The sequence below is a fragment of the Euzebya rosea genome, from assembly GCF_003073135.1.
Taxonomy (GTDB): domain Bacteria; phylum Actinomycetota; class Nitriliruptoria; order Euzebyales; family Euzebyaceae; genus Euzebya; species Euzebya rosea.
The window spans coordinates 1-22,621 of the sequence record NZ_PGDQ01000002.1; the positions used below are offsets into that span (position 1 = coordinate 1).

A 22,621-nucleotide genomic window follows, 5' to 3' on the forward strand; every position below is an offset into this window, starting at 1 on the left:
GGTCCTGGCCCCTCGGAGGTCCTGGCCCCTCGGAGGTCCTGGCCCCTTGGAGGTCCTGGCGCTGGCGGGCCGAGACCCGCAGGGAGGGCGCCGTCGAGTCCTACGCCTTGGCCACCTGCTCGACCGCGGTGGTCGTGGTGTCGAGGGGACTGGCCTCCGGGACCAGGCTGCGGGCGTCGAGCGCGACGAGGAGGTCGTGGTCGGGCAGCGCCCGACCCATGCGGGCGGCCACCCCGTTCAGGCCCGACCGGTCCGGCTTCACGGGCACCACGACCAGGTCACCGTCGATCACGTGGTCGCGGGCGGCGATCGAGGGTCTGCGCTCGTCCACGGTGATCACTACCTCGGCCCCAAGCGCCCGCAGGACCTCCTCGCGGATGACACGGTCCTCCGATCCCGCCAGCACACGAACCTCCACCTGGTGGTGCTTGGCGATCCGCGCCGCTGCAGCCAGCGCCAGCCGCAGGCCCGAGATGCCTGCCGGGGTGGTGTTGGCCGAGGACGCCACCAGCAGGATGCCCCTGGGCTGGTGGTTGGCCAGACGGCCCAGCAGCAGGGGCACCGGGGCCTCGGTCAGGACCTGGTCGACGATGCCGCCGAAGAGCGCCTCCCTCGCGCTCGTCCAGCCCTTCCAGCCCAGCACCAGCAGCGACCCGCGGTGCTCGACCACGGTGTGCAGGATGCCCGCGGAGGGTGTCGCGTCGATGCGGACGAGCCCGTGGGCCTCCGCCCCCGCGGCCAGGGCCATCTGCTCGGACTCCGCGGTCGCGACCTGCATCTCCGCCACCGCCGCCTGATCGGCCTCGGGTCCCAGCACGGTCAGTGGGACGACCGTCCCCGAGTCGCGCGCGGCCATGATGGCGGCCAGCGTCAGCAGCGGAAGGCGACTCTCCGGTCGGGCGACCGGGACCACCACGACATCGCCAACCATCCGGGGCTTGTCGGGCCGGGGCAACCGGGGCGCGACCTCCCCGGCGACCCAGGACGTGGTCAGGCACGTGACGAGGATGACCAGCACCACCGCGTTGACCGTGTCGGCATCGATCAGGCCCACGTCGAAGCCGACGATGATGGCCGCCAGCGTCGCGGCGGCCTGCGCCCCGGAGAGCGCGAACATCGCGCCGATCTCGGTCCGGTCGTAGCCGAGGATCCTCCCGGCCAGCCATGCGGCGACGAACTTGGCGGCCAGTGCCATCGCGATGAAGGCCACGGCGATGCCCAGGGTGGCCGGGTCGGCGAGCACCGCGGGATCGACCAGCATGCCGACGCTGATGAGGAACAGCGGGATCAGCAGCTGGCCGCCGAGGAACTCCAGCCGCTCCATCAGCAACGATCCCGCTGGGACGAGCCGGTTGAGGCTCAGCCCGGCGAGGAAGGCCCCGATGATGGCCTCCACGCCGGCGAGCTCGGCCAGTCCGGCGGAGGCGAACAACGCGAACAGGACGAACCCGAAGCGGACACCACGGTCCTGCCCGATCCCGGTGAAGAACCAGCGGGCGAGGATCGGCAGGCCGACCATCAGCAGCGCCAGCAGGACGGCGAGGGACAGCAGCAGCGTCACCCAGAACGAGGCGCCGACGTCCCCGCCGTTCACCGCCACCACGACCACGAGGACGAGCAGCGCGGCGGTGTCGGTGATGATCGTGGCCCCGACCGATGTGGCCACGGCCCGGCTGGACTGCGTCCCGAAGCGACGGAACAGCGGGTAGGCCAGCAGCGTGTGGGACGCCCAGCAGGACGCGATCAGGACGGCGGCGATGGGGGAGTAGCCCAGCGCCCACACCGCCACGACGCTGATGGCCATCGGCACGGCGAACGTGGCCACGCCGAAGACGAGCGAGTCCTTCCGGTGGGCCTTGAACTCCTCGAGGTCCAGCTCCACGCCCGCGAGGAACATCAGGTACAGCAGGCCGGCCGATCCCAGCAGCTCAACCGCACCGGCCCGTTCGACGAGCCCGAGGACGGTCGGACCGATCAGCGTCCCGGCCAGGATCAGCCCGACGATCGCCGGGACCCGGACCCGTTCGGCGACGATCGGGACCACCAGCATGACGGCGAACAGGAGGGCGAAGACCCACCCTGCGTGGGTCAGCGGCAGGTCCGGCAGGTGGATGGGCATGTCGTGCAGCCTCGTGACGTGGTCCGGAGCCGGATGGCGCGTGACCCTCGATCCCCACAGATTGCCGCGATCACCCCTCCGCTGCCGTCATCCGTTCCACGGCGGATCGGGCTGCCGTGCCTCCTCGAGGAGCTGCAGGACCCGGGGCGCGGGCACCGACAGCAGTCCCTCCGCCTGCAGGGCCCGTGCTGTGTCGAGGTCGCCCAGGCCCAGCTTGCCGGCCATCAGGAGCGCATGGTCGTCCGGGTTGGCGTCCAGGTGCGCGCCGACCGACAGGAGCCCACGCAGGTAGACGACGTCCTTCAGCGGCGAGCCGGGGATGGTCAGGTCGGCCATGCCGCGCTTGGCTCGCAGGGCGATGGGGAACGCCGCCGCGGGGGAGGTGTGGTCGGTCAACCGGGCCATGACGTCGGCGATCCCGCCGTGCAGGGCAGCGTCGGCGGCCAGCACGCGCAGCGCGAACGTGCGGAGGCGCGCCGGCCGAGGGTCGACCTGCGCCTCGTGGTGGGTCGCCAGCCCCTCCTCGGTCTCCAGGTAGCCCGGCAGGCCGCGGGCCAGCATCTGGAGGGGTTGGCGGGCACCTTCGTCCGCGCGCAGCACATGGGTGCCGACCTCGTGGACGACCAACCCGCGCAGCTGGGTCGGCGTGACGGTTGCATCGGCACGGATCCGTACCTCCCGGGCGGCGGACGCCACCGCCATGCGGGCGCTCATGTGGTCGCGCACCACGGCGGTCCACCCGTCGACGCCCATCCGGACGAGCACCCGCTCGACGATGCCGGCAAGGCCGACCGCGTCGATCATGGCCTCTCGGCCGTCGGCGACCGCGGTGCCGGCGGGGCCTGCGAGGGCCTCCTCGGCTCGGGCGATCAGGTCCTCGGTGGGCGATCCGTACTCAGCCGTCCCGTAGCTCGTGATCGCGTCCGCCGATCGGTCCGACAGGGCCCGGGCGAAGCCGAGGGTGCTCGACACGGAGCGCCCGACCAGGCCCATCAGCGGGGCTTCCTCGGATCCCAGCCGCTCGGCCATGGCCGCCAGCCGAGCGACGTGGGACGACGGGACCGGCACGTACTCGGGCTGCACCGGACGGGCGGCGCCGGCGAGGATCGCGTCGCGGATCCTGTCGAGGTTGGTGGGCGTCTGGTGGGTCGAGAGGTCGACGTCGGCGGTCAGCGCCCACAGCCGCGCCGTCCACGTGTTGGCGGCCGTCAGGTCGGTCATGCCGCGAGCATGCCCGCTCCGGGGTCGACGTTGTCCGGACTCGGTCGTCGACGGGACGCACGACGACCCGTGGATCACTCCACGGGTCGTCGGTGTTCGACTGGATCAGCTGGTCATGTTCGGGGCCGGCTGGTCGCTGGCGTGCAGGTAGCTGGCCACGGCGTCCACGCCGGTGACGTTGCTGACCGCGTCGACCAGGCGGTCGCGGCGGTCGGCGTCGTCGACGGTGCCGCGGAGGCTGACGGAGCCCTCGTGGGCGTCGACGTTGATGACGAGGTCGCTGAACTCGGCGCGGCCGAGCACCTCGGTGCGGACCTTGTCGACGAGCTCCTTGTCCGAGCCGGGCGCCGACTCGGTCACCGAGCGGGTGGCCTCGATGGCCTGGCCGGCCAGCTTCTGGGCCTGCGGGCTGTCAGCCAGCTCGCGGGCACGCTGCTGGGCGTCACGTCGGCGGGTCTCGCCGTTGTTGGGGTCGAGCAGGTACATGATCGCGGCACCGGTGGCGGCACCCAGGGCGAAGGTCAGCTTGCGCATCCGTGTCAGCTCCTCTGGATCGTCGGGTAGGTATGGGATCAGCTCTACCCACCCGAGCCCAGCCCAAGCGTGGCCGCGCATCCCCGGCGACGTTCAGGGACCTTGGTCGACCGGTGCACGGGCCATTCGGCCTGCCCCCCAGCCCCCCGAACGGACCATCGTGACCCCAGGTCCTGCGTCCGCAGGACAGCCGTCGATCGGGCGGACATCCGCCCGGGGAGCAGCGTTCACGTGTCCACGACCACCACCCCGACCTGGGTCCACACCTTCGACCGGCTCGACGCCGTCGAGGCGTCGCTGGACGGCTCCTGGGACGCCGTCCGCAGCCTGCTCGGCGGCAAGGGCGCCAACCTCGCCGGCATGACCCGGCTCGGCATCCCCGTGCCCCCCGGCTTCACCGTCACCACCGAGGCCTGCCTGGCCCACCTCGAGGGGGGCAACGTCCCGCCCGACGGCATGTGGGCCCAGGTCGCCGACGCGCTGCGCGAGGTCGAAGACCGCACCGGCAAGCGGTTCGGTGATCCCTCCTCGCCCCTGCTGCTGTCGTGCCGATCCGGGGCCAAGTTCTCCATGCCCGGCATGATGGACACCGTCCTCAACATCGGCCTCAACGACGAGACCGCCAAGGGGCTGATCGCCCTCACCGGTGACGAGCACTTCGTCATGGACTCCTACCGGCGCCTCGTCCAGATGTTCGGCAGCGTCGTCCTCGGCCTCCGAGACGAGCTGTTCGAGCACGTGCTCGACGAGGCCCGGGCGGCCCGGGGAGTCGCCACCGACGCCGAGCTGACCGTGGAGGACCTGCACGGCGTCGTGCAGGCGTTCCGTCGCATCGCGGTCCGGTTCCCGACCGACCCCATGGAGCAGCTGCGGATGGCCGTCGAGGCCGTCTTCTCCTCCTGGAACGGCAAGCGCGCCGTGGACTACCGCAACGCCGCTGGCATCGCCCACGACCTCGGGACCGCCGTCAACGTGCAGACGATGGTGTTCGGCAACCTCGGCGAGGACTCCGCCACCGGTGTCGCGATGACCCGCAGCGGCTCGACCGGCGCCCCCGGCCTGGAAGGTGACTTCCTGGTCAACGCCCAGGGGGAGGACGTCGTCTCGGGCACGCGCGCCACCCGGCCCATCGAGGACCTCGCCGTGCTGATGCCGGAGTCCTACGGGCAGCTGGAGACCATCGCACGGGTCCTCGAGCGGCACTACCGCGACATGCAGGACATCGAGTTCACGATCGAGGCCGGCACCCTCTGGCTGCTGCAGACCCGCGACGGCAAGCGCACGGCCCGATCGGCCGTCCGCATCGCGGTGGACCTAGCCACCGAGGAGCTGATCACCAGGGAGGAGGCGCTCGGTCGTGTCACCCCGGATCAGGTCGACTCCTTCCTGCACCCGCAGCTGGATCCGACCTCGCGGGCCACCGCCTTCGCCGACGGACGTGCGCTGGCCACCGGCCTGAACGTCTCGCCGGGCGCCGCGGTGGGGGTCGTTGCCTTCGATCCCGATGTCGCGGTGACCTGGGCCGCCGAGGGGAGGGACGTCCTGCTCGTGCGTGCCGAGACCAAGCCCGACGACGTGCACGGCATGCTCGCGGCCAGGGGCATCCTGACCACCCGCGGCGGGCGAACCAGCCACGCAGCGCTGGTGGCCCGCCAGTTCGGCAAGCCCGCCGTGGTCGGCGTGGGGGCGCTGGACATCGACCTGACGACGCGCACCGCCACCGTCACCACCGACCACGGCGAGGTCGTCATCAACGAGGGGGACTGGCTGTCGCTGGACGGCAGCTCGGGTGAGGTCTTCACCGGGCGGCTGGACACCGTCGTCCCCGACCTGTCCGACGAGTGGCTGTCCACCCTCCTGGGGTGGGCCGACGAGATCCGTCGCCTGGGGATCCGGGCGAACGCCGACTACCCGGTCGACGCGGAACGTGCGCGTGCCCACGGCGCGGAGGGCATCGGGCTGTGCCGCACCGAGCACATGTTCTTCCAGGCCGACCGCCTGCCGCTCGTGCAGCGAATGATCACGGCCACGACGACCGCTGACCGTCGGGACGCACTCGAGGAGCTGCTGCCGATGCAGGAGGGCGACTTCCTCGGACTGCTGCGGGCCATGGACGGCCTGCCGGTCATCATCCGGCTGCTGGACCCCCCGCTCCACGAGTTCCTGCCCACCCACGAGGAGCTTGGATCCCGCATCACCGACGCCAAGATCCGCCTGACCGCGGCGACGTCCCTCGCCGACGTCGACGAGCTGCTCGGCGGCCTGCGTGCCGACGAGGACCTCGACGACCGCGTCCGTGCCCTGCAGGAGGCCAACCCGATGCTGGGCCTGCGCGGTGTCCGGCTGGGCCTGGTGCACCCCGAGATCCTGCGCATGCAGACACGGGCGATCGTCCGGGCTGCCTGTGCTGCGGCGGCGGAGGGCCTGGACCCGCGGCCCGAGATCATGGTCCCGCTCGTCAGCGACGTCGGTGAGCTGCGGCGCGCACGCGAGATCGTGGAGTCCGAAGCCGCGGCCGTCATGGCCGAGCAGGGGCGCGAGGTCCCCATCGTCGTCGGCACCATGGTGGAAACCCCCCGTGCGGCCATCACCGCCGGACAGCTGGCCGACGTGGCCGACTTCCTGTCCTTCGGCACCAACGACCTGACCCAGATGACGTTCGGCATCAGCCGTGACGACGCCGAGTCGGGGTTCCTGCTGGAGTACCTGCGTACCGGCGTGCTGGCGGACAACCCGTTCGGCCACCTCGACCCCGACGGCGTGGGTCGGCTGATGGAGATCGCCATCAGCGGCGCCCGCGCCGTGAAGCCCGACCTGGCGGCAGGCATCTGCGGCGAACACGGTGGCGACCCCAGGTCGATCGCCTGGTGCCACGAGGCCGGACTCGACTACGTCAGCTGCTCGCCGTTCCGCGTTCCCGTCGCCCGGCTGGCCGCGGCCCAGGCGGTGCTGCAGGGCCCGGCCGCCTAGACCGCCGGCCCGACGTACTGCACATGGCCCCCGGCATCGAGCCGGGGGCCATGTCGTGCGCGGCGCCCCCGTTCCCCGTCGCCGGGAACGGTCAGCGGAAGCTGTTGGCAAAGGCGATGAGCCCCTCGACGTAGTTGGCCCGCTCGAAGCCAGCGGGGTCGGTGACCCGCTGCTGGCTGGCGCTGCCGCGCAGCTGGGCGACCGACGCGTAGCCCTGCTCGTGGGCCCAGGCCACGAGCTCCTGCTCGCACGTGGCGACGTGACCGGGACCGTGTCGGAGCAGCGCGGAGGTCATCATCGTCACGTCGGCACCGGCCAGCAGCGCGCGGGCCACGTCGAGGCCGCTGTGGATGCCGGTCGTCGCGGCCAGGTCGGCGTCGAGGCGGCCGTGCAGCAGGCCGAGCCACCGCAGCACGAGCCGGAGCTCGGCGGGCGAGGACAGCTCGAGGGACGGCACGACCTCGCGGGTCACCGGTGACACGTCGGGCTGGTAGAAGCGGTTGAACACCACCAGCGCATCCGCGCCGGCGGCGACCAGCCCGGCGGCCATGTGGGCGACGGAGCTGTAGAAGGGGCTGACCTTCACCGCCAGCGGGATCATCAGGACGTCGCGGACGGCACCGACGAGGTCCAGCTGCTCCTGCTCCACCGCGGCTCCGCTGGTGTGCACGTCGGCCGCGACCCGGTAGAGGTTCAGCTCCAGGGCATCGGCTCCCGCATCCTGCAGCAGCCGGGCGTAGCGCTCCCAGCCGGCCGCGCTCGTGCCGTTGAGGCTGGCGATCACCGGCACGTCGACTGCCCGCTTGGTGTCCTCCAGGTGGCGCACGTACCGGTCGGCGACCGAGTCGGTCGCCTGCAGGTCGGGGAAGTACGACGCCGCTTCCGGGTTCGACCCGTCGGCCTCCATCAGCGCGCTCGTCGCGAGCGCCTCGTGGACCACCTGCTCCTCGAACAACGAGGGCAGGACGACCGCGCCGATCCCGGCGTCGGCGAGCGCCCTCGCGCTGTCCACCCGTCCCGTCAGCGGACCGGCGGAGGCCACGATGGGGGACCGCAGCCGCAACCCCATGTACGTCGTCGTCAGATCCATCACATGACCTCCTCGTGGGCGATCCCGTCGGTGTCGACGATGTCGCCCGGCTCGTGCGGCACGGTGCGCTCGACGCCGGCCAGCTGCTCGTAGTAGCGCCAGCGCTCGTCGACGTCGGACTGGGCGAGCGCCTGCAGGTGGGCAGCGCGCACGGGGTCGGTTCGCTGGAGCATGGCGAAGCGGGCCTCGCGGCTCGTGAACGTCGTCAACGGCAGCGACGGCTTGCGCGAGTCCAGGTGGAACGGCTTGCCGTGTTCGTCCTCGGTCGGGGCGAACCGGTACAGCGGCCAGTAGCCGCTCTTGACCGCGTCCCGCTGCTGGGTCATGGACGCCGACATGTCGACCCCGTGCGCGATGCAGGTGGAGTAGGCCAGCACCAACGACGGGCCGGGCCAGTCCGCGGCCCCCTGCAGCGCACGGATGGTCTGGGTCTCGTTGGCGCCCATGGCGATCTGGGCCACGTAGACCGTGCCGTACTGCATGGCGAGCATCCCGAGGTCCTTCTTGGCGGTGGCCTTGCCGGCCGCGGCGAACTTGGCGACCGCCCCGCGGGACGTCGCCTTGGAGGCCTGCCCGCCGGTGTTGGAGTAGACCTCGGTGTCGAGCACCAGCACGTTGACGTCCAGCCCGGAGGCCAGCACGTGGTCGAGGCCGCCGAAGCCGATGTCGTAGGCCCAGCCGTCGCCGCCGACCAGCCACGTGTCGGTCCGCACCAGGCTGTGGGCGAGGGTGTCCAGGCGGGCCAGCCTCGGGTCGGTGTCGGCGCCGACGTCGGCGATCGCCCGTCGCAGGGCCGTCACCCGGTCGCGCTGGGCCCGGACCCCGGGTTCGGTGGTCTGGTCGGCGTGCAGCAGGTCGCTGACGAGCCGGTCGCCCAGCCCCGCCCCGACCTCCGCCAGCAGCTGGCGGGCGGAGTCGCGCTGCTGCTCGTAGCCCAGCCGAAGCCCCATGCCGAACTCGGCGTTGTCCTCGAACAGGCTGTTGGACCACGCCGGTCCGCGGCCGTCGGCGTTGCGTCCCCACGGGGTGGTCGGCAGGTTGCCGCCGTAGATGGAGGAGCAGCCCGTGGCGTTGGCGACGACCATCCGGTCGCCGAACAGCTGGGTCAGCAGCTTGAGGTAGGGCGTCTCGCCGCAGCCGGCGCACGCGCCGGAGTAGCTGAACAGCGGCTGGAGGACCTGCGACCCCTTGACGGTGTCGTGGGGCAGCGCGTCGCGGTCGAGGCGTGGGATGGACTCGAAGAACACGAGGTTGGCGCGTTCGCGATCGCGGTGCGCCTCCACCGGCGCCATGGTGATGGCCTTGTGGCTGGCATCGGTCCGGCTGACCGCGGGGCACTGGCCGACGCAGACCGTGCAGCCGGTGCAGTCGTCGGGGGCGACCTGGATCGTCATCAGGTGGTCGCCGTCGAGCTCGCGGGCCCGGAACGGCTTGGCGAGGAACCCCTCGGGTGCACCCTCGAGCGCGTCGGGCGTGAACACGTTCATCTTGATCGCGTCGTGGGGGCAGACGATGGCACACTTGCCGCAGTCGATGCACAGGTCGGGGTCCCAGATCGGGATCTCCTGGGCGATGCCCCGCTTCTCGTACTGGGTGGTCCCCGTCGGGAAGGTGCCGTCGATCGGCATGGCGCTGACGGGCAGCAGGTCACCCTCGCCGGCCAGCATGCGTGCGGTGACACGCTCGACGAACTCGGGGACGTCGGCCGGCACCGTCGGGCGCAGGCCGATGGTCGAGGTCACCGTCGGTCCCACGGGGACGGGGGTCAACGCCTCGAGGGCGAGGTCGACGGCACGCAGGTTGCGCTCGACGATCTCCTCGCCGCCGCGTCCGTAGGTCCGTCGGATCGAGGCGCGGATGGCCTCCAGCGCCTCCTCGGTCGGCAGGATGCCGGCAAGCACGAAGAAGCAGGGCTGCATGACGGTGTTGATGCGACCCCCGAGGCCGGACTCGCGGGCGATGCGGTGGGCATCGATGGCATGGACCCGGAGGTCCTTGTCGATGACCTGCTGCTGCACGGGGGCGGGCAGCGCATCCCAGACCCGGTCGGCCGGGAACGGGGTGTTGAGCAGGACCGTCGCACCGTGGCGGGCGATCCCCAGCACGTCGCGCGTCCCCAGGAACCCGAACTGGTGACAGGCCACGAAATCGGCCCCGTCGATCAGGTAGGTCGACTCGATCGGTGACTCGGAGAAGCGGAGGTGTGACACCGTCTGCGCCCCGGACTTGCGCGAGTCGTAGACGAAGTACCCCTGGGCGTGCAGGTGGGTGTGCTCGCCGACGATCTTCACGGTGTTCTTGTTGGCGCCGACGGTGCCGTCGCTGCCGAGCCCGTAGAACACCGCATCGACGTCGCCAGCGGCCTTCGGCAGCGCGAAGTTGGCCGAGGGCGGCAACGACAGACCGGTCACGTCGTCGGTGATGCCGACGGTGAACCGGGCCGGCGGGTGCTCGGCCGCGAGTGCCTCGAGGACCCCGGCGACCATCGCCGGGGTGAACTCCTTGGACGACAGGCCGTAGCGGCCACCGATGACGACGGGCAGCTGGTCCGCCGGGCGGACGCCCGACATCACGGCGCCGGCCACGGTGGCGATCACGTCGGCCAGCAGCGGCTCACCCACCGCACCGGGCTCCTTGGTCCGGTCCAGGACGGCGATGCGGGTCACGGTGGACGGCAGCGCGGCGAGCAGCGCGTCGGTGGGGAAGGGGCGGTACAGCCTGATGACGGCGGCGCCGACTCGCTCGCCGCGGTCGGCGAGGTGGCGGACGGCCTGCGCCACGGCACCCGTGCCGGACCCCATCAGCACCACGGCGCGCTCGGCCTCGGGATGGCCGATCCAGTCGACGAGGTGGTACTGGCGTCCCACGAGCGCGGCGAACCGATCCATGGTGGCCTGCACCGCGGCGGGGACGGCGTCGTGGAAGGGGTTGGCGGCTTCGCGAGCCTGGAAGAACACGTCGGGGTTCTGGGCGGTCCCGCGCAGCACCGGGGCGGCGGGGTCCAGCCCACGTGCACGATGCGCGGTGACGGCGTCCTCGTCGATCAGCGATCGCAGGGTGTCGTCGTCGAGGACATCGATCCGGTTCAGCTCGTGGGACGTCCGGAACCCGTCGAAGAAGTGCAGGAAGGGCACACGGGTCGTCAACGTCGTGGCGTGGGCGACCGCGGCAAGGTCCTGGGCCTCCTGTACCGAGGACGAGGCGAGCATCGCCCAACCGGCGGACCGCACGGCCATCACGTCGGAGTGGTCCCCGAAGATCGACAGGCGTGGGTGGCGACGGTGCGAGCCGCCACATGGATCAGCGCCGGGGTCAGCTCCCCGGCGATCCTGAACATGTTGGGGAGCATCAGGAGCAACCCCTGCGACGCGGTGGTCGTCGTGGCAAGTGAGCCCCGTTGCAGGGCGCCGTGGAGCGTGCCCGCGGCGCCGGCCTCGCTCTGCATCTCCACGACACGGGGGACCGACCCCCACAGGTTCGGCCGGCCGGCCGACGACCAGGCATCGGCCAGCTCGCCCATCGGCGAGGCCGGGGTGATCGGGTAGATCGCCACGACCTCGCTGAGGGCATGCGCAACGCGTGCTGCAGCCGCGTTGCCGTCGACGACCGTGGAGGTGGTCGCCATCCTCATCCCGCCTTGCGGGTGGCGGCCCGATCGGCCGACGAGGTGTCTGTGGACGGACGGGGGACGGCGGCGTGGCCCCCACGACGACGGCGGGTGCGGCGCCGGTCGAGCGTGTGGTCCAGCCGCTGCCGCAGCCTGGCGGCCAGCAGCGTGGTCACCTCGTCCAGCGTGTCGGCATCGGCGTGCACGACCAGCGTGTGGCCGGGGACCTCGGCAGTCGCCCGACCGTGGGCCGGCCGCCGAGGGTGGGCGATCGACTGCTCGAGGCGGATGTGGATGGCGGTCGCGTCGACGCCGTGGGCCTCCAGCACGCTGGTGATCTGGGCTGTGGTCCGGTCTCGCTGGGCGGTGCCGACACGTCCGTCGACCGACAGCTCGACCACGGGGGTCCTCGTGCGCTGGCGTGCGTCCGACATCGTTGCTCCGTTCGTCGTTCCTGGCCGTGCACGTCCGTGCGACGGCCGTGCCAGTGAACGTCGAGGGCGGCGCACACGCAGGGTCGTTGGTCCACGACGTCCAGGGCCCTCCGACCCTGCTGCTCCCGGCCCCGGCGCGGGATGCTCGGTCCGATGGACGGGACGACCCCGTCACCGAAGGGAGCTGGTCATGGAACGCTGGGTGCTCGCACGAAGGGGAGTCCACGGAGACCCCGAGCTGCTCAAGGACGTGCTGGTCGCCGACACGATCGAGCTCCTGCAGGCTGCGACGGGCGCGCCGCTGGACCCGCCCGCCGGGGACGGCTCCATCACGGTGACGCTGCCCGCACGGCTCGCCGGGATCCCGGTCCACAAGTCCGTCACCGTCCACGTGGGCGAGGCACGCCGGCTGGAGCACTGGCTGACGATCCCGCTGCGCTGGGACGCGGGCCGCGCGTCCGCGGTGGTCCCGTCCTTCGAGGGGTCGATCGAGGTCGAGGACCTGTCGTCCTCGGCCATGGACCTCGTGGTCGTGGGCAGGTACCACCCGCCGATGGGGCCGATCGGTGACGCCATCGACCTGACGAGCATGTACCCGCTGGCGCAACGGACGATCCAGTGGCTGGCCGAACGACTGGCCGAGGCGTTGTCCGCCCGGGTCGCCGGGACCGCCCCCCGGACCCGCCGCTGGCGGGGATCGATGGTCGTGGCCGACGTCATGACCAGGGACCCGCTGGCACTGGCGGAGGACCTGCCCCTGCGAGGCGCGGCGTCGTTGCTGCTGTACGGAAAGATCAGCGGTGCCCCGGTGATCGACGCCGAGGGCCTCGTGGTGGGCGTGCTGTCCGAACGCGACCTCCTGGACAAGGCCGCCCCGCCGGACGACCGGTTCGGCAAGAAGGCGGCGTCGTCCCGGCGTCGCTACGGCTCGCTGACCGTCGGTGAGGCCTGCAGCCGCCCGGCGATGGTGACCGAGGCCGACACCCCGCTGCGCGAGGCGGCCGGCGAGATGGCCCGCCACGACGTCGATCGACTGGTCGTCATGGACGGGGCCACGCACGTCGGCATCGTGACGCGTCGCGACATCCTCCGGGCGCTGGTCCGCGACGACGACGACATCCAGGATGCCGTCCGTGAGGTGCTCGACGGGCTGGACCACCACGCGGTCCAGGCGCACGTCGCCGGTGGTGTCGTCGCCCTGTTCGGCGACGTGAGGCGCCTCAGCCAGGTGGGGATCATCTCCAGCCGGCTGCGCATGGTCGACGGGGTCATCGACCTCGACGACTCCGGGTTGTCCTGGGAGTACGACGACGTCACCCCGCCGTTCGTGCCCATGGCCTAACGTCCGGCAGTCCCCCGCACCGGGATCTGCACAACCGAGTCCACGACCGCGCCGTCGGGCAGCTGGCTGTCCGACGGCGCTGACCACCCGGGGGCGAGGAGCAGGAGCAGGCCGACCACGAACATGAGCAGCCAGCCGAGCGGGGCGAGGACGGTGTCGGACACGGGAACTTCCTTCCTGAGGGGTGAACACCGCACTGGAGGGTGGGCCGGCGTGCCTGATACGCCGCAACCCACAACGGCCCCCCGGGTTCAGGTGCGGTCGTCCCGTCGGCTGGACCCGGTGTCCCGGCAGACGTAGGGTTGCGCGGAACGGATCGCCCGCGATCCGGGACAACCAACACCATCACGAGTGGCGCGAGGGACCTGACCCGACGACCGCCCGGCAACCTGGCCCGAAGGGGTCAAGGTGCCAACGTCAGGAACGATGTGGCCAGCGGATGTCCCGCTCGGCAAGCCAGACGCGTTCGTTCCGGGGTCGGGCAGTCGCGTCGCGCGACCCCGGAGGAACCGTGACCACCCGTACCTCGCCCCCGTCGATCGTCCAGCGCATCCCGACGGTCCCACCCATCTCGACCGTCCCCGGAACCCCGACCGTCCCCGGAACCCCGACCGTCCCCGGAACCCCGACCGTCCTGCGGTTCCAGGCCGTCCTGAGTCCCCTGGCCGATGCGGTGATCGACCTGATGGTCGCCGACGACGTGGCCCCCGACGAGGCCATGCGGCGCCTCGGGGTGGATCCGCACGGCCCGGACGGCGCGGCGGTCCTCGACGGCCGGGCCGTCGCCGAGGAGGTCAGCCGGATCGGCCGCGACCTGTGGGGGGTCCGACGATCCCTCGACGACATCGTCAGGCTGGGGCTGGACTGGGTGTGCGTCGAGGACGTCCGTGCGGCGGCACGGACGGGACATCGCCTGCGATTGGTGGCGGCCGCCACACCTCGCTGCGCGACGGTCGAGGTGCGACGCCTTGCCCCCGACCACCCGCTGTTCGACGCCCCCGCGCCGACGGTCCACTCGACCACGGCCGAGTGAGGTCACGCCGGCGGGGCACTGCCGCTGCCGTGCCAGATCGCGCGGTCGTCGGCGGGGTCGAAGGCGCTCAGCTCCCGCACCGCCACCGTGAGCTCGACCGTTGCGCCCTTGACCGCATCGACGCCGGGGTCGGCCCGGCCCGTCAGCCGACCCCGTCCCACGTCCACGGTGACGTGGTCCACGCTGCCCCGATGGACGACGTCGACGACCGAACCGGTGAGCCGCAGGTCGACCGGGTCCTCCGGACGCGAGATCCACACATGGGCGGGTGAGGCGGCCAGTCGGACGGTGCTGTCCTCCCGCTCCCGCAACGGACCCGGCAGTCCGCCCGGCACACGGAGCCGCTGGCCGGCGATCTCCAGCCAGCCGAGGCCTGCCGACTGCCGCACCACGGCGTCGACGAGCCGGCGCGGGGGATCACCGACGAACCCGGCCACGAAGGTGCTGCACGGACGCTGCTCGAGCTCCGTCGGTGGCGCGGTGGCCTCGATCGCCCCCGTGCGCATGACCGCGACACGGTCGGCCAGCCGCATCACCTGCCAGTGGTGGTTGGTCGCCAGGATCGTCGTCAGGCCGGTGGCGGTCCGGAACGAGACGAACTCCTCGAGCAACCGCCGCTGCTCGATCGGCCCGAGCCCGGCGAACGGCTCGTCCAGCAGCAGGGCGGTCGGCATCCGCTGCATCGCCCGGGTCATCAGCCGGCGGGGGATGGTGGGCGGCTCGGGACGGGCCGTGGGTCGACGCCGCGGCCGGCCGAGCGCCCACCACGGCGGGTGGGGCTCCTCGTCCTCGTCGTCGAGCCGTCGCAGCTCGGCGGGCAGCACCAGCTCCTCCACCACCGACATGAGCCGACGCAGCCGCCGGGCGTCGGTGACCAGCACCACGTTGCGGTCTCGCATCGCGACGGCGGTCATGTCCGTGCCGTCGATGCCCACCGTTCCGGACTGCACCGGGTCGACCCCGGCGATGGTCCGCAGCAGGGTCGACTTGCCCGCCCCCGAGGGACCGATCAGGCCCAGGAGCTCGCCGCGACGGACGACGAGGTCGACGTCGGCCAGCAGGACCGTGCCGTCGGGCGCGGTCCTGCACACATCCCGGAGGGTGATGGCCGCCATCGGGTGTCCAGTATCCCCGTGACGGCAGGCCGCTGCGCAGGTCGAGGCGAAGTGCCCCGACCCGTGCAGCGAGCACTCACACGTGGGTCATCGCAACGACACCGAGGCGGTGGCACACGGGGCGTTGGTGGCGCAGGCCCGCAGGTGCAGGGTGTCGCGGTCCCCACCGACACCGTCGACGGTGCCGCTGAAGGTGCCGTCGTCGTCGAGGTCGAGGACCGTCCACTCCTGCCCGAACGACGGCGTGGCCGTGTCGGCCCTGCCCACGAAGGCCTGCACGGTGCGGCCGGCGTAGAACGCGTCCCAGCCGTTGATGTAGGACTCCGTGGAGGTCGTCGACACCCCGGCCTGGACGGTCGCGGTGATCGAGGACCCAGCGGTCTCCTCGGGAGCGATCAGCGTGCCGGGCTGGAAGCCTGCCGCCACGACGCGGTCGATCCCGTCACGGGTGCCGAAGGGCATGAACATGGTCACGGTGTTGGCGTCGTCGTCGAACGCGCCGTCGAGGAAGGCCAAGTGGTAGCAGCCGCTGACCGGCGTGCCCTGGTAGGACTCCTGGCAGGCGCCGCGGAGCTGGAACCAGTCCTCGCCGCTGGCCGCCTGGTTGACGTGGCCGACGGGGTCCTCGGCGGTGGTGACCGACGCGAGGTTGCTGCGCTTGGCCTGCAACTGGAGGGACTGACCGCCGGCGGTGAAGGCCCAGGTGTAACGAACGCCCTCGGGCGGCACCTCGCCGAGCTCCTCGAGCTGCCAGACGAACTCCACGCCGTCCTCGCGCACGTCGACCGACGCCGACTGCAGGTTGATGCCGAGGGGGCTGCCCAGCTCGGTGCTGGCGAAGTCCGTCACGCTGCCACCGACGTCGAACGGGCCCTCGGCAAGGGCGAACGTGGCGGTCCCAGACACGTCGACGCTGGTGCCGTCCACGGTCGTGGTCACGTCGTCGAACGCGGGTCCGTCGGCCCCGACGGGCAGGGCAGCCAGCGCCAGCAGGCCGACGAGGATGGACAGGAGAGTGGTTCGCAGCATCGAGGGTCCTCCGTGAGCCGTGCCGACCTCGTGGCCAGCTGGGTCGTGGTCCGGACGTTCACCGTCCACCCCCCGAGTTCCTGCCCGACCTGCCGTGCTGTTCGCACCATTCGTGACAGTCGGCCGGCGGCAGCCGATCAGGCGCGACCGAAGAGGGCGTCCATCATGTGGCTGCGGACGGCCTCGACCTCCGTGGTCAGCTCGTCCTCGGCCCAGCCGGCCGGGTGGACCGCCGGCAGCACCGATACCTCGATGCGGCCCGACTGGATGAGCTGGCCACCACGGGGCATCAGCGTGCCCGCCCCGCGGATGACCACGGGGACGACCGGCACGCCCGCCTGCCGGGCGATGTGGAACGCCCCCTTCTTGAACGGTCCCATGCCCGGTGTCCGCCAGCGGGTCCCCTCGGGGGCCAGCGCGAGGCTGATGCCCTCCTCGGTGAGCGCCTCGACCGCCGGCTGCAGCGCCTCGCGGATCTGGGTCGAGTCCGACCGGTCGATGAACGCCACGCCGCCCATGGCGAACAGCTGGCCGAAGCCGGGCAGGTTGCGCACCTCCTGCTTGGCGACGGCGGTCACCTTCTCGCGCAGGACGTTCATCATGATCAGGCTGTCGAGGTTGGACCGATGGTTGAACACGAACACGCACGGGCGGTGCGCCCACAGGTGCTCGCGGCCCTCGACGATGTCGACCTCGATCCCCGCGACCGTGAGCGCCAGGTCGGAACCGAAGCCGATCGCGGTGTCGACGAACGTCCGGCGCGACCGGCGCAGCAGGCCGAGGCCCGCGGCGATGGCGGTCCCGCCGAAGAAGCCGTAGTAGGCCGCCGCCGTGCGGACGACCGACTTCGGCGACGGCCGGGCGGCGGTGCGGTCGCCGTCCATGATCGGCCATCCCCGTTCCTCGGCGGTCCGCCGCAGGTGGGGGCGGGGGCTGATCGCCGCCGGGTTGCCGACCGCGTCCAGCAGCGGGACGTCCTCGTCGCCGTCGGCGTAGGCGAACGACGCCTCGAGGTCCAGGCCGTCGGTGGCCGCCAGCGCCTGCAGGGCGACGGCCTTCTGCTCGCTCCACAACGCGACGCCGTCGACGCGGCCGGTGACGACGCCGTCGCGGACCTCCAGCTGGGTGCACAGCACGTGGTCGGCGTCGACGACCTCGGCGATCGGCTCGATCTGCAGCATGGTGGCGCTCGAGGCGATCACGATGGTGTGGCCGGCGGCACGGTGGGCCTCCAGCAGCGCCCATGTCTCGGGTCGCAGGTGCGGGGCGATCTCGTTGTCGAAGATGTCGCGTCCCCACGCCCGCAGCTCGTCGGCGTCCAGCCCGGCGTAGGCCTTCAGCGACCAGCCGAGGAAGGCGTCGAACTCCTCGGGGGTGCGGACCCCACGGATGGCGGCCAGGGCGATCCGTGCGGCTTCCTTCGGCCCGACCTGCCTGGCCCGGACACGGGCCTGGATCAGCGCGAGGCCGGAGAAGCCGTCGATGAGGGTGCCGTCGTAGTCGAACGCGGCGACGACACGCGGGCCCGTCGGTGCGTTGCGGATGCGCGCGACCAGCTCGTCGACGTCAGCCATCGGTGCCCCCGGACACGATGGTGGTGGGGTCGGACAGGTCGACGGTGTGCGCCGAGACCTTCCAGGGACGACGGTCCAGGTCGGCGATGCGCTGCAGCCGCTGGACCACCGTGTCCAGCTCGTCGCGGTAGGCCTCACGGGCCGCCGCGGCCTGCGGGCCGCCGTCCAGCAGACCGCGGTTGTCGGCCAGCAGCGCGGTCCCGCCGAACAGCTCCCGCGACACCGACTCGGCCCCGTGGATGCGACGCTGGCGCAGCATCTGCTGCCCGAGCGACAGGCAGCGGTCGACCAGGGTGTCGGGTTCGATGTGTCCCTCGGTGTCGACCAGCACGGCGGCGGTGACCACCTGTGCGTCGATGAAGGAGCGCAGGACGTGGTGGGCGAGCAGCGGTCCGGCAGGGGCGGCGGAGCTGCCGTCCTCCGCGGTCCGCAGGGCCCGCTGCAGGACACGCTCGGCCTGGTCGGCGCGTCCGTCGGTGCGGTTCCACGTCGGGCTCAGCAGCTGCAGCTCGGCCTCGAGCTCGTCACGGAACCGGGCCTTGGTCGGGAAGAAGAACTCGAACTTGAGCAGGTCGCGCAGCCGGAGGGCCTCCTCCCAGCCGCGGTCGAGGTGGTTCTCGCCGTCGGGGAGCGTCGCGACGTAGAGCACGACCAGCTCGACGATCGCCCGGTCGAGCAGGTGGTGCAGCGCGCCGTTGCGGTAGAACGCCGCGGTGTGGTGGCAGCCGGTCCGGATCGACCAGATCGGCGTGGGCCCCTCGTCGAAGACCTCCACGACGCCGGCGTCCTGCAGCCGACCCAGCGTGCGGCACAGGCCGACGGGATGGCGGAGGTCGTCCTTGGGCCGTTCGATCCCGCGCATGTCGAGGTAGTCCAGCAGCGGGGTGACCCGATGGCCGATCTCCTCCACGGTCAGGGCCCGGTCGCGTTCGCCGAGCAGGGCGAGGCAGACCAGCGACGTCGACGTGGCCGGGGTGACGTCGTTGATGCGCGTGGCCACCTCGAAGGCGACCTTCTCCAGCTGTGACGGGCCCTCGCCGGCATCCGAGAGCGCATCCCGCAGCGACATCGGCTGGCCGAAGCGCACCAGCACGTCACCGAGGTGGTGCTGCTGGGACCGCACGTACCGGGCGAACCAGGCCAACCCCTCGGCCTGCTTGGTGCCGCCCTGCTCCTCCTCGGCCATCGAGGCCACCTCGTGCAGCTGCTCGTAGACCAGCGACACGGGGACCACGACCGGGTCGGCCTCGGGATGCAGGTCCAGGCCGTCGACCAGGTACCGGAGGATCCCGTAGCGGGGGCGGCGCAGCTTGCCGGTGCGCGTGCGGCCACCCTCCATGAACCACTCGAGGTTGAACTTCTTGGCCATCAGGTGGCCGAGGTAGCGCCGCACCGCGAACTTGTAGACCTCGTCGCCGCCGAAGGACCGGCGGATGAACACGATGCCGGCCCGCTTGCCGAGGGGACCGAAGGGCCAGAAGGAGAGGTTGGCGCCGCCGAGGGTGTGGTTGCGGGGCAGGTCGTGCTGCAGCAGGACGTCGGCGATGATCAGCGGGTCGACGTAGCTGCGGTGGGACGGCAGGAAGATCAGCGAGTGGTCACGGTTGAGTTCCCGCAGGCGTGCCAGGGCCGTGTCGTCGACCTCGACGTTCCACGCCTTGGCGTGCATCGGGCGGAGGACCGTGCGCCACACGTCGATCGCCAGGGGCGACTGGACGGCGATCAGCTCCTCGAGGGCCCCCTTGGCCTCCGTGCGCAGCTCGCGGATGTCACGGCCGAGCTGGCCAGCCAGCTCGCGGAGGCCCTGGTCGAAGGAGGTGCTGTCGAGCAGCTGCTCGGCGATCAGGCGCGGCACCTTGTAGCGGTTGCCGAGCACCTGCCGTTCGGCCCGGTCGCAGGCGAGGACCGCCTGTCGGGCCACGAACGCCGCGAACCGCGAACCGGCATGGTCCTCCTCGCCGTACCGACGGCGGAACCGTCCCCGCAGCTGCTCCGTCGACGCCGGCGTGCCGGTGGTGACCACGGCGCCGTCGGGACGCCGCCGGGTGATCAGCTCCTGGAGGGGACGCCACGGCCGACGGGGTCCGCTGAGCAGCAGCAGCTCGCCCAGGTTGAGGCGTTCGCCCTTGCCACGTTCGTCGGGCAGCCAGGTGACCCGCGCGGGAACCACCCGCCCGGCGTCCTCCACGGCCGCGGGGAAGCGGTCGTCCTCCAGGGCGACCACCGGCGCGCCGGGATGGGCATCGGCCGCCCATTCCTCCACCAGTCGTCGCTCGGTCGTCGACCGCACATCCGCGGCCACCAGCGTCGAGCCCTCCGTCATGCTTCGGAGGCTAGGGGTTGTTGTCCCGCTTGTCGTCCGGCCACGCCTCCCATCGTTCGTCCTCGGCCTCCCACTTCTCCTCGCGGGCGTCGCGCGACTCCTTCCATTCGCGTGCGGCCTGCTCGGAGGGATAGGGGCCGAACCGGTCCATCGCACGGCACACGTTGCCGTGCTCCGGCCGGTCGTGGGTGAAACACCAGTACCAGGATTCCTCGTCCGACATGGTGCGATCATGCCCCGGACCCCCGTCGCCCGACACCTCATCTCCTAAGAGATGTCCCGTAATCCGGCGGCCGCGAGGCGGCGGTCGTCGGGTGGGGCATTCGGGTTCGTCATCGACCTCGCTCCCACGTGGTCGGCCGCGCCAGCGGCCGTCTCATTGGGGGTTGGGGTCGGGACCGTTCCCGTTCGGGGCGCAGAACCAGCCGTGAGGCTGGTGGCCGGGTCACCCTCACCCGGCAGGAGGCCGGGGTTGGGTGGGTCGGTTGACGCCTCCGGGTGCTCTTGCACACCCAAGGTCTTGCGGAGGGTGGGGATCGTCGCCGGGTCGGCCGCCAGCCGGCCAGCGAGGCCGTAGTCGACCGTCGCGGTCGTCGGCTGGTCGGGATCGACCATGTCCACACATGCGGCGAGGACGGCGGACACGGCGTCACGGCCGCCGATGAGGCCGCATTCAACGCACAGGTGGACGCGTTGGGACAGCGGCTTCTTCGCCCGTCGGCCGCACAGGCAATGCTGGCTGAGGGCAGTGTGGCGGGTGCCTGCGCGCTTCACCGTCTTGTCGGTGGCGACCGCGGCGATCACAGCTTCGATGGCAGCGATGAGCAGGCCCGGTGTGAACGCGTGGACGGCACGGCCCCACGCCTTGGCCCATGCGGTAAGGGAGCCGTGCTCGATGGTCAGGTCGGCCCCATGGATGGCGACCAGCTCACCGGCGACCTGACGGGCAGTGTCACGACGAGCGATCGCGGCAGCCCGTGCCTCCTTGGCCGCTGCGGCCCGGTTCTGCCGGTAGGAGTTGGAGAGCTGGTCCTTGCGGTACGCCTGCTGTGGCTTGCCGTCGGAGCGTGCCCTGCGTGGCCCCTTCGGGAACTGGGTCTTGGCGGGGAGACCGTTGTCGGCTCGCCGTTGCGCAGCCCTCTCCTGCCGCTTGGACAGGTGATACTGGTCGGGGTTGCTGTTGCGTCGGCTGCGGTCCAACGCCTTCTGACGGCGGCGTTCCTTCACCCGCCGCTGCTGCTCCCGTTCCTTCTGGTCGGCCGTCCGCTCTACGGTCATCACACGAAGGTCGGTCCCGTCGGTGTGGGATGCGACGCTGATGTTCGACACGTTGACGTCACCGCCCGCCCGACGGCCCACCGGCACCCTCGCCCGTCGGTCGATCGTTGACTGGCTGACGTAGGGGTCGACCAGGCAGAGCAGGTGGGCCTCGTAGGACCAGCCGCCGGCAACATGCGGGTCGCGGTGCCTCACGAGGTCGATCTTGTGCCACACCGACGGGTCCATGAGGAAGTGATCCAGGTGGGCCTGGGCGGAGGGTGCGGGCGGGAGTCGGACGGGCAGGACCAGATCACCGTCGCCGACGCCTGCCATCACCACCATGAGTGGGCCGTCGTAGGCCCACCATGAGTCCACATGGCTGGGTGCTGACGGTGAGGGGATGGGCTGGTGATGCCGCCAGCCGGCTGCCTGCCTGCCCATCGTGTCTTTGGTGGCGTCGAGTGTGCCGTGGAGCCGGAAGGTCTCCCACTTGTTGCCCTTCGCGGTGCGGGAACGGGAACGGCCGGGGACCCGCCGGAAGTCCCACCACGAGGCGATCCGCGGCCGGCCGGCGCGCTTGCCTGAGCTGTCGCCGAACAGATGCCGAGACGTGGGTTCCCACACGGTGTCGGCGAGGTGGAGTCCCAGGGCCTTGGACGACCAATGCAGCAGGTGCGGGGCGGCGTCCAGGTGGGCTTTGGCTGCCGCTTCGAGGCCCTTCTTGGACAGGCCCACCCGCTCACGGACCTGCTTCGGACCGTCCCTGTCGGTGGCCCGTTCGTGGCGGGCGGCCCAGTAGGCGTCGATCCGGTGTCGGGCGTCGGACTGCACCGCCCGCCGAAGCTGGAAACAGGCACTGAACAGCTTCTCGACCCGGCGGCGCTGGACGGGGTCGGTGGTGTCCAGGGCCAAGCGGATGGTGGCTTTCGGCATCCCGGTGGCAGACCAGTTCCCCTCCGGGGACCGGGTC

At 71.8% G+C, this 22,621-nt stretch carries 15 protein-coding genes, 1 pseudogene and 1 riboswitch; of the genes and pseudogenes, 3 read left to right on the plus strand and 13 right to left on the minus strand.

What is annotated here, in order from left to right; all coding sequences use genetic code 11:
• Positions 1-100 precede the first annotated feature (100 nt).
• From CUC05_RS01665 to CUC05_RS01675, 3 genes are all read right to left on the minus strand, one after another.
• Complete coding sequence (locus tag CUC05_RS01665) at positions 101-2,119, minus strand: cation:proton antiporter (RefSeq protein WP_108664356.1); 2,019 nt, start codon at positions 2,117-2,119, stop codon at positions 101-103.
• An 87-nt stretch (positions 2,120-2,206) separates the two neighbouring features.
• Positions 2,207-3,340, minus strand: coding sequence for a tyrosine/phenylalanine carboxypeptidase domain-containing protein (locus tag CUC05_RS01670; protein WP_108664357.1), 1,134 nt, complete (start codon positions 3,338-3,340; stop codon positions 2,207-2,209).
• A 105-nt stretch (positions 3,341-3,445) separates the two neighbouring features.
• Positions 3,446-3,874, minus strand: coding sequence for a BON domain-containing protein (locus tag CUC05_RS01675; RefSeq protein ID WP_157965090.1), 429 nt, complete (start codon positions 3,872-3,874; stop codon positions 3,446-3,448).
• A gap of 231 nt (positions 3,875-4,105) precedes the next feature.
• Here CUC05_RS01675 and ppdK point away from each other — a divergent pair, with 231 nt between their 5' ends.
• The gene (gene ppdK / locus CUC05_RS01680) at positions 4,106-6,844 is read left to right on the plus strand and encodes a pyruvate, phosphate dikinase (RefSeq protein ID WP_108664359.1); all 2,739 of its coding nucleotides are present in this window, start codon (positions 4,106-4,108) and stop codon (positions 6,842-6,844) included.
• A 91-nt stretch (positions 6,845-6,935) separates the two neighbouring features.
• On the opposite strand, the gene CUC05_RS01685 is transcribed toward ppdK, so the two are convergent.
• From CUC05_RS01685 to CUC05_RS01695, 3 genes and pseudogenes are all read right to left on the minus strand, one after another.
• Positions 6,936-7,934 (minus strand): dihydroorotate dehydrogenase-like protein, encoded by a 999-nt coding sequence (locus CUC05_RS01685; protein ID WP_205712083.1) that lies wholly within the window; start codon positions 7,932-7,934, stop codon positions 6,936-6,938.
• Positions 7,934-11,565, minus strand: a pseudogene (gene nifJ / locus CUC05_RS01690) (pyruvate:ferredoxin (flavodoxin) oxidoreductase). Before nifJ ends, CUC05_RS01685 begins: the two are co-directional and overlap by 1 nt.
• Positions 11,562-11,975: a hypothetical protein gene (locus tag CUC05_RS01695; protein WP_108664361.1), complete on the minus strand. Its 414-nt coding sequence runs from the start codon at positions 11,973-11,975 to the stop codon at positions 11,562-11,564. Before CUC05_RS01695 ends, nifJ begins: the two are co-directional and overlap by 4 nt.
• Before the next feature lie 190 nt (positions 11,976-12,165).
• Here CUC05_RS01695 and CUC05_RS01700 point away from each other — a divergent pair, with 190 nt between their 5' ends.
• Entirely contained in the window at positions 12,166-13,317 is a 1,152-nt protein-coding gene (locus CUC05_RS01700) for a CBS domain-containing protein (RefSeq protein WP_108664362.1), read from the plus strand.
• On the opposite strand, the gene CUC05_RS24390 is transcribed toward CUC05_RS01700, so the two are convergent.
• Positions 13,314-13,481 (minus strand): hypothetical protein, encoded by a 168-nt coding sequence (locus tag CUC05_RS24390; protein ID WP_157965091.1) that lies wholly within the window; start codon positions 13,479-13,481, stop codon positions 13,314-13,316. The two genes, CUC05_RS01700 and CUC05_RS24390, sit on opposite strands and share 4 nt — an antisense overlap.
• A 175-nt stretch (positions 13,482-13,656) precedes the next feature.
• Positions 13,657-13,750: riboswitch (SAM riboswitch) on the plus strand.
• A gap of 78 nt (positions 13,751-13,828) precedes the next feature.
• Between CUC05_RS24390 and CUC05_RS01705 the strand changes: the two genes are divergently transcribed.
• Positions 13,829-14,350 (plus strand): hypothetical protein, encoded by a 522-nt coding sequence (locus tag CUC05_RS01705; RefSeq protein WP_157965092.1) that lies wholly within the window; start codon positions 13,829-13,831, stop codon positions 14,348-14,350.
• Positions 14,351-14,352: 2 nt separating this feature from the next.
• On the opposite strand, the gene CUC05_RS01710 is transcribed toward CUC05_RS01705, so the two are convergent.
• From CUC05_RS01710 to CUC05_RS01730, 6 genes are all read right to left on the minus strand, one after another.
• The gene (locus CUC05_RS01710; protein WP_108664364.1) at positions 14,353-15,465 is read right to left on the minus strand and encodes an ATP-binding cassette domain-containing protein; all 1,113 of its coding nucleotides are present in this window, start codon (positions 15,463-15,465) and stop codon (positions 14,353-14,355) included.
• 87 nt (positions 15,466-15,552) lie between these two features.
• Positions 15,553-16,494 (minus strand): hypothetical protein, encoded by a 942-nt coding sequence (locus CUC05_RS01715; protein ID WP_157965093.1) that lies wholly within the window; start codon positions 16,492-16,494, stop codon positions 15,553-15,555.
• A 137-nt stretch (positions 16,495-16,631) separates the two neighbouring features.
• Complete coding sequence (locus CUC05_RS01720) at positions 16,632-18,068, minus strand: HAD-IB family hydrolase (protein WP_108664366.1); 1,437 nt, start codon at positions 18,066-18,068, stop codon at positions 16,632-16,634.
• On the minus strand, positions 18,061-20,391 hold the full coding sequence (locus CUC05_RS01725; RefSeq protein WP_157965094.1) for a glycerol-3-phosphate 1-O-acyltransferase: 2,331 nt from the start codon (positions 20,389-20,391) through the stop codon (positions 18,061-18,063). Before CUC05_RS01725 ends, CUC05_RS01720 begins: the two co-directional genes overlap by 8 nt.
• A gap of 10 nt (positions 20,392-20,401) precedes the next feature.
• Positions 20,402-20,614: a hypothetical protein gene (locus tag CUC05_RS24395; protein ID WP_157965095.1), complete on the minus strand. Its 213-nt coding sequence runs from the start codon at positions 20,612-20,614 to the stop codon at positions 20,402-20,404.
• 44 nt (positions 20,615-20,658) lie between these two features.
• Complete coding sequence (locus tag CUC05_RS01730; protein WP_157965096.1) at positions 20,659-22,584, minus strand: transposase; 1,926 nt, start codon at positions 22,582-22,584, stop codon at positions 20,659-20,661.
• Positions 22,585-22,621: the final 37 nt, after the last annotated feature.